We start from the raw sequence: 6,584 nt of genomic DNA, 5'->3' as shown, positions 1-6,584 counted from the left end.
CTCCAGATACAGTCAACGGTACAGCCATTTTCAAGTAAAAAATGTACCCAGTAGCCTCTTTTCAATTTTTTCTTAGAAGCGACCTGCAGTAAGGGTTTTGTTAATTTTTTAGTATTTATGTATGGGGGAAGTCCAGATATATTAATAAACATAAATAAATATGAAGTAATTTAAGTTTCAAGAAGAATGAACCCGATCTTTTTTACGATGGGGGTAAAAGTGATTTTCAATTTCTCAGGTTGAAAGATGAATCCAGATTAAGCTATCTCAACGATAAGAGGACAAGCCAATGTTTGAAGATTTTACCTATATTACCGATGAGGCTTTTTTAGAGAATTATTGGTGGGAAGAAAAAGTTATCTGTCCCCACTGCCAGGGCAAAGGAAGAATCTATCTAGAGACAGAGAATGAATCCGTCCCCTGTAAATTCTGTGAGGGTAAAGGCATTATTAAACGAAAACAAGAGGAAGCTAACTATTCCTAAAAATCTGTATAATTAGATACCATAAATTAAAAATATTCTTGAGTTAAAACCTCTGGCTGACATTGTTTAATTTCGCTGTTAATTCCCAGGGCAGATTCCGATTGGAGGTCTTCGATATAACCGGATTGATAGGATAAAGCTTCAGAAAAACTCTCGAAAGGACCGAAATAATAGAGACATTTCGGCTGACTGGTGGTAATCTCTATCCACCAGGGTTGAGGTGGTAAACTAGGCTTAATCTGGGCAGTTTCTGGGTCAAGAGGCCTTATACTGAGAATCTTGGCCCCTTGGCGCAGCAGGCGCTGTGTTTCTTGACTCATACGGCTTTTAGGTACTCGCAGGACTGTCCGGGAGAAGCGTTGAGGCAAAGAGCCAGAAGAACCGGAAAAAACAACTTCATAGAGAAATATTTGATTCTCTCCCTGATTATTAGCCTCTAGCATACAGAAAAGATTCTCTTTTGGGGGTAAGGGTTAAAAAAACAGATGCTACTTTGAGCAGATGACTCAAGCAAAATCATCTCCTAACAGAGTAGCGCATCTTGATACGATAGCATAGAGCGGCAAAAAGTTAGGTTTTGACCTACTCTCCCCTCACAGCATAGCTTGACGAGAGATTCTTCAACAAGAAGAACCGGAGGTAATGATTCGGTAGTAGTGGCGTAGCTCTCTTGCTTATCTAGCCTGAGTTGTGTAGAATATTGACTAATAAAAATAATTACCTGACAAATGTCAAGAATTTGCTTTTTAAGTAGGTGGGTGGAATTAAATATAAGATGAACGTAGGTTGGGTTGAAGCATGAAACCCAACGCTCCCATGGGTTACGCTACCGCTAACCCATCCTACAAATAATTGTGCCTCCCTACTTATGATTGCTGTTTTTATCAATATCTTGTCTTGGCTCATTAAATTTTGGTGGGATGGCGATGAAGATTTAGAACAGAATCTTCTAACAAAAGATTCACAAGCTTCAATATTTCGTTGTCCTAAATGGGGTTCTTGCCATACCCTCAAAAATGGTTCTACACATAATGGCAAACCCAAACGTCAGGGTAAAGATTGTGGTCAACCGTTGGTAATTAATCCTAGTAATAAAACCGTCTCTAACGAAACCAAAAAATTAATAGCTCTACTGCTGCTAGAAAGAATTTCTCGGCGAGGTATTGCTAGAGTAACTGGAGTGAGTTGGTCATGGTTACAAAACTATGTTAATAATAAATTTAGCCAAGTCCCTCGCCAGGTATAGGTAACAGACAAACCTAAAGGCAAATTAATCATAGAAATTTCTGCTATGAGTTATGGTCATTCGTATTTTCTCAGAAAATCAAGGTATATATTTGGTTAGCTATCGATAGAACTACCCGAGAAATAATTGGTTGTTATTGAGGAGATAGAAGCCGTGAATCAGCTAAAAAGATCGGGAAAAGTCTTCCAGGAGTTGAGCGACAATGTGCTGTTGCTTACACAGACTTTTGGGAGTCCTATAAGACAGTAATTCCTAGTAAACGTCATCGGGCAGTAGGTAAAGAAACTGGTCAAACTAATCCTATTGAAAGATTAAATAATACCTTTCGACAAAGGATTTCTCGGCTAGTGAGAGACAGTCTATCTTTCTCTAAAAAAATGGAGAATCACGTTGGGGAACCCTTTGGTATTTTATCCATGACTACAATGCACAGCAAAGCAAAGGATTAAGCCGCCATCACTACTACCGAATCACCACCAGAATCTGTTGATGACATGGTGGTTTAGGGGCGATTCGTTCCCGTCCAATTTTAAACCCACTTTCCGCACTTCTTAACATTCAATTGATAATTTTTACTAATATATTGCTGACCACCCCTTGCCAGTAAGGACTATAGCTACAATCATGGATTTTTATCAAGGTGAAGAATTGTAAATTTTTTCTCATAAAAAATTTACTCTTGAAAATATTCTCAATAGTAGTTTCTACAATGAAGGTTTTTCGTCAAAACATCTTGGGGAATGTAAAAATATATAAAAGTATATGAAGGTCTGCGGAATGTCGGCTACAATTAAATCGGCTCGCTTGTGAGTTTATTCTCTGCTTGGCACGACTCCTACTCGGAACGACGAGAGTAAACCAGGTGGCTACGATAAACCTAAAATTTTCCCAAAAGAGGAGGAACCTCTCATGGTTGAGGCCATCTTACCGGGTACTTATATAACAGTACGAGATGAAGGACTGATTAGCGCTGGTCAGGTTGTTTCAGGAAATATCGGAATTGTTGGAACCGCAGCCCAAGGACCAGTGGATGAAGTACAAATTCTTGGCAGTTTTTCGGAAGCCAAGGAAATTTTCGGGGACATTGATCCCGCTCGCCAACTAACCTTAATTCAAGCACTGGAGCAGATTTATAACAATGGCGGTAAGACTGTCTATGCAGTTCGTACAGCCGCCACCAAAGCTGCCTACCAAATCAAAGATAGCTCCGATAAAAATCTGGTGAAACTGGAGGCAAAAACTCCAGGAACCCGGGGCAATAATATCAAGATTAAAATCACTGATGCTGACTCGCCTGCTAACAGCAAGAAAGTCGAGCTAACCTATCAAAATACTAAAGAAACCTATACCATTTCTAAGTCCGGCGACCTGGAACAACAAGTCAATAACCAGACTAAAGGTTCTACTTTAGTAACTGCCACTCTAGCTGAAGGCTCTTCCTCTACTTTGCCAAGAAACACCAGCGAAAGTGGTGAGGAATTTACCGCAGGCTCCGATGGAGAACCGGCTAGTGCTGAGGAATATAAAAATAGTCTGGCACAATTGGAGAATGAACTAATAAACTTGGTTTTGCTGGCCGGACAGGATGTCACCAACTCCGAAATGGTGACAGCACTGCTGGGTCATTTGAACACAACTGCGACAATCAAGCGAGAACGGATCGGCCTTATTGGTAGCGGAACCTCTGATGATGTTAACACGATCCCCGAACACCCCCAGGATAGCGATCGCCTGATTTTGGTCGCACCAGGACTACAAATCTCCCCCCAGGTCAAACTCTCAGGCGCTTACACAGCGGCAGCAGTCGCTGGACTACTGGCATCTCTGCCGGTGCAGGCTAGTCCGACTAACAAACCTTTGACGATTCCTGGACTCGCCAAAGAGTTTTCCACCTCCCAGCTGGAAAAGCTGGTCGGCAACCGCGTGCTGGCGATCGAGAAACGGGAGGGTTTTCGGGTGGTCAAAGGCATTACCACTGCCACCAATTCTGCTTGGCATCAGATTACGACTCGGCGGATTGTTGACTTTGCCATTTACGGGGTGCGCTCCGCCTGCAATCCCTACATAGGCAAGTTGAACAACGAACGGGTGCGGGGAGCGATGAAAGCTACTCTTGATGCCTTCTTGACGCGCATGGTCCAGGATGAAGCTCTGATTAGCTATGAGTTAGCCGTCACCGCTAACCGAGTTCAGGAAATTGCCGGAGAAGCGATCGTGACCATGACTCTGCGACCGACCTTTAGTATTGACTTCATCAAAGTAACCATGTATCTCGGTTAACCCACCGATCAATTACTTCCCAAAGGAGGAAAACTATGCCTAATAACAACGTTTTTCGAGGGTCTGATGCTACCCTAGTCTTAGCTGTGGATGACAAAGCCACCGAAGAAGGCAAACTGGCGGATGGACTGATTAGTGAGTATGAGTTTTCTAATGTTGTGGGACGACTGCGAAATGTACAGGTGAACGTCCACAATGAGATCAGACCCTATCACGAAATTGGTAAGCGCTTTCCTACTGAACTTCGTCCCGGTAATGTTGATGTTTCAGGCTTTGCTGAACGCGCTCACATTAACGGCGCACTCTTGCGGTTATTGTTAGGTGATGCGGCAAAAAGTCCACCGCCAGCAGACCCAATTCCGCAACCAACTTTCAACATCGTCATCAACTTGAAAAATCCCGCACTCCCCAGTAATAGCAGCAAACTCGTACTATTTGGGGTCAAGTTTGAAAAGTGGAGTTTCAGTTTGCCAGAAGATGATTTTATTATGGAAGGGGTTACTTTCCGCGCTTTACGGATCAGCAGCGAAGAAACCGCAGGCTAACAATTATGGCTGAAATTTCTCTGACTCCAGAAGACCTGTTAGCGGGTGCTTCTGTCACCTTTGATATTGCTATCCCAGTCAGTATTTTGCATCCTGGCGAACTGGATACTTCAGCCGATAAATTCCCAGAGTCGAGGCGAATTGTCCAGATTCGTCCTCTGACTATTGGGAGATTTCAATTAATCATGAAAGCTTCCCGACAGGATGCAGGATTAATTCCCCTTTTAATGATTAAAGAATCCTTAGTTGAGCCAACTTTATCCTTGGAACAAGTTAAACAACTCCCCTTAGGATTGGTCAATTTTTTAATTGACAATATCCGCGAAATTAGTGGTTTAACAGGAAAAAAAAATCCTTCCTAGATGTTAGTCAGTCCCCTTGGGTACAAGCAGCTTATATCCTCGCTAGGGAATTTGGTTGGACTCCCCAACAAGTACAAACAATGACAATGGCGCAAGTTTCTCTATATTTACAAATGATCGCTCAGGATTCAACAAAAAACCATGAATGATGATTTTTTAGTCAGCCTCGGTTTAGAATTATATCAGGAGTTTCAACAATGGAATTACTCTTTAATTGACAACTGGCTCAATAGTATAGAGCTTTTAGAAAAAGACCTGCAACCTTTAGCAAGATTGCACCTTGCTGTAGAAGATTTATCGGAAATAACCGATTTATTTAGAGATTGGGAGGCTTGGCTAACTGCTGATTTTGTTCCATCTTTAAGGTCTAAAAATGGGGAAATGTCTTCTCTTGAAAGGGATAGTTCCCCAGTTGATTTAGGAGTAAATACTTCTTCTTTCATGTCATTTTCTCGTCAATCTTTGGCTTCAGCTTCTGATTATACTCAACCCAATCCAAGAGTAAGAACAAGCAATTATCCGCCTTTACAAAAGGAGCAAGAAAATTCATATAACATTCGTCAAAAGAAACAGATAAGTTTTGATGATAATCATCAAGCTAATAATATTTATCCGCAGAATAACGCAACGAAAAGCCAGCGAGAATTAACCGATTTAGTTAGGGATATATCAGGAGAAAATTTACCCTTAGATTCAGATAATCTCAATTCAGAAACAACCCCTTGGCAAAATCCTCAACAAAAGACTGAAATTGAGTCAAATAATCCCTCAGGGAAAAACTGGCAAGAATTAACCGATTTAGTTAGGGATATATCAGGAGAAAATTTACCCTTAGATTCAGATAATCTCAATTTGGAAACAACCCCTTGGCAAAATTCTGGACAAAAGACTGAACCGAAAAACTGGCAAGAATTAAACGATTTAGTTAGGGATATATCATCAGAAAATTTACCCTTAGATTCAGATAATCTCAATTTGGAAACTACCCCTTGGCAAAATTCTAGACAAAAGACTGAACCGAAAAACTGGCAAGAATTAAACGATTTAGTTAGGGATATATCATCAGAAAATTTACCCTTAGATTCAGATAATCTCAATTCAGAAATAACCCCTTGGGAAAATTCTGGACAAAAGACTGAAATTGAGTCAAATAATCCCTCACCGAAAAACTGGCAAGAATTAACCGATTTAGTTAGGGATATATCAGGAGAAAATTTACCCTTAGATTCAGATAATCTCAATTCAGGAACCACCCCTTGGAAAAATTTTGGACAAAAGACTGAAATTGAGTCAAATAATCCTTCACCGAAAAACTGGCAAGAATTAACTGATTTAGTTAGGGATATATCAGGAGACAATTTACCCTTAGATTCAGCAACAGCGGCTAATATTCTCTCTCAGTCTGCTGAGATGTTACCAATTTCATCCCAAGTTTTACAGCAATCTAGAGAAAAATTATATCATCAGATCAATAATATTAACAGTAACTTTTCTAATATTAAAGAAACAGAATTAGAAATCAATAAACAGGAATCTGAAAATCAATCTTTCAATCAACACCCTAGCCTTCAAGATACTGAACAACAAGCAATCGATCTAGATTATATTCTAGAAACTCTACAAACAAAAATTAATCAAGAGTACCGACGATTTTATGGAGGTTAAAT

At 40.5% G+C, this 6,584-nt stretch carries 6 protein-coding genes and 1 pseudogene; 6 read left to right on the top strand and 1 reads right to left on the bottom strand.

The genetic code is table 11. From position 1 onward, the window contains the following. The first annotated feature begins 289 nt into the window (after nucleotides 1-289). A complete protein-coding gene (locus IM515_RS06045; protein ID WP_002770192.1) occupies nucleotides 290-484 on the top strand; it encodes a hypothetical protein in 195 nt (64 codons plus the stop codon). 26 nt (nucleotides 485-510) lie between these two features. Here the strand turns inward: IM515_RS06045 and IM515_RS06040 are convergent, their stop codons facing one another. Then, a complete protein-coding gene (locus tag IM515_RS06040; RefSeq protein ID WP_185236919.1) occupies nucleotides 511-927 on the bottom strand; it encodes a DUF1816 domain-containing protein in 417 nt (138 codons plus the stop codon). 530 nt (nucleotides 928-1,457) lie between these two features. On the opposite strand from IM515_RS06040, the pseudogene IM515_RS06035 reads away from it, so the two are divergent. The 5 genes and pseudogenes from IM515_RS06035 (at nucleotide 1,458) to IM515_RS06015 (ending at nucleotide 6,582) form a co-directional block, all read left to right on the top strand. Continuing rightward, nucleotides 1,458-2,220 (top strand): annotated as a pseudogene (locus IM515_RS06035) (IS1 family transposase). A 419-nt stretch (nucleotides 2,221-2,639) separates the two neighbouring features. Then, nucleotides 2,640-4,010 (top strand): DUF2586 family protein, encoded by a 1,371-nt coding sequence (locus tag IM515_RS06030; protein WP_287627476.1) that lies wholly within the window; start codon nucleotides 2,640-2,642, stop codon nucleotides 4,008-4,010. A 35-nt stretch (nucleotides 4,011-4,045) separates the two neighbouring features. Next, nucleotides 4,046-4,555 (top strand): hypothetical protein, encoded by a 510-nt coding sequence (locus IM515_RS06025; protein ID WP_287627475.1) that lies wholly within the window; start codon nucleotides 4,046-4,048, stop codon nucleotides 4,553-4,555. 5 nt (nucleotides 4,556-4,560) lie between these two features. Continuing rightward, nucleotides 4,561-4,917, top strand: a complete 357-nt coding sequence (locus IM515_RS06020) for a hypothetical protein (RefSeq protein WP_287627474.1) — start codon at nucleotides 4,561-4,563, stop codon at nucleotides 4,915-4,917. A 141-nt stretch (nucleotides 4,918-5,058) separates the two neighbouring features. Further along, nucleotides 5,059-6,582: a hypothetical protein gene (locus tag IM515_RS06015; RefSeq protein ID WP_287632785.1), complete on the top strand. Its 1,524-nt coding sequence runs from the start codon at nucleotides 5,059-5,061 to the stop codon at nucleotides 6,580-6,582. Nucleotides 6,583-6,584: the final 2 nt, after the last annotated feature.

This window comes from Microcystis sp. M44BS1 (assembly GCF_020244875.1).
Classification (GTDB): Bacteria; Cyanobacteriota; Cyanobacteriia; order Cyanobacteriales; family Microcystaceae; genus Microcystis; species Microcystis panniformis.
The sequence above is the reverse complement of the archived record's forward strand: the minus strand, read 5'-3'. Positions and strand labels throughout refer to the sequence as shown.

Bases quoted from the DNA above. Each gene is read 5' to 3' on its own strand.
- IM515_RS06045 (WP_002770192.1), top strand. From the start codon at position 290: ATGTTTGAAGATTTTACCTATATTACCGATGAGGCTTTTTTAGAGAAT.
- IM515_RS06015 (WP_287632785.1), top strand. From the start codon at position 5,059: ATGAATGATGATTTTTTAGTCAGCCTCGGTTTAGAATTATATCAGGAG.
- IM515_RS06040 (WP_185236919.1), bottom strand. From the start codon at position 927: ATGCTAGAGGCTAATAATCAGGGAGAGAATCAAATATTTCTCTATGAA.
- IM515_RS06025 (WP_287627475.1), top strand. From the start codon at position 4,046: ATGCCTAATAACAACGTTTTTCGAGGGTCTGATGCTACCCTAGTCTTA.
- IM515_RS06030 (WP_287627476.1), top strand. From the start codon at position 2,640: ATGGTTGAGGCCATCTTACCGGGTACTTATATAACAGTACGAGATGAA.
- IM515_RS06020 (WP_287627474.1), top strand. From the start codon at position 4,561: ATGGCTGAAATTTCTCTGACTCCAGAAGACCTGTTAGCGGGTGCTTCT.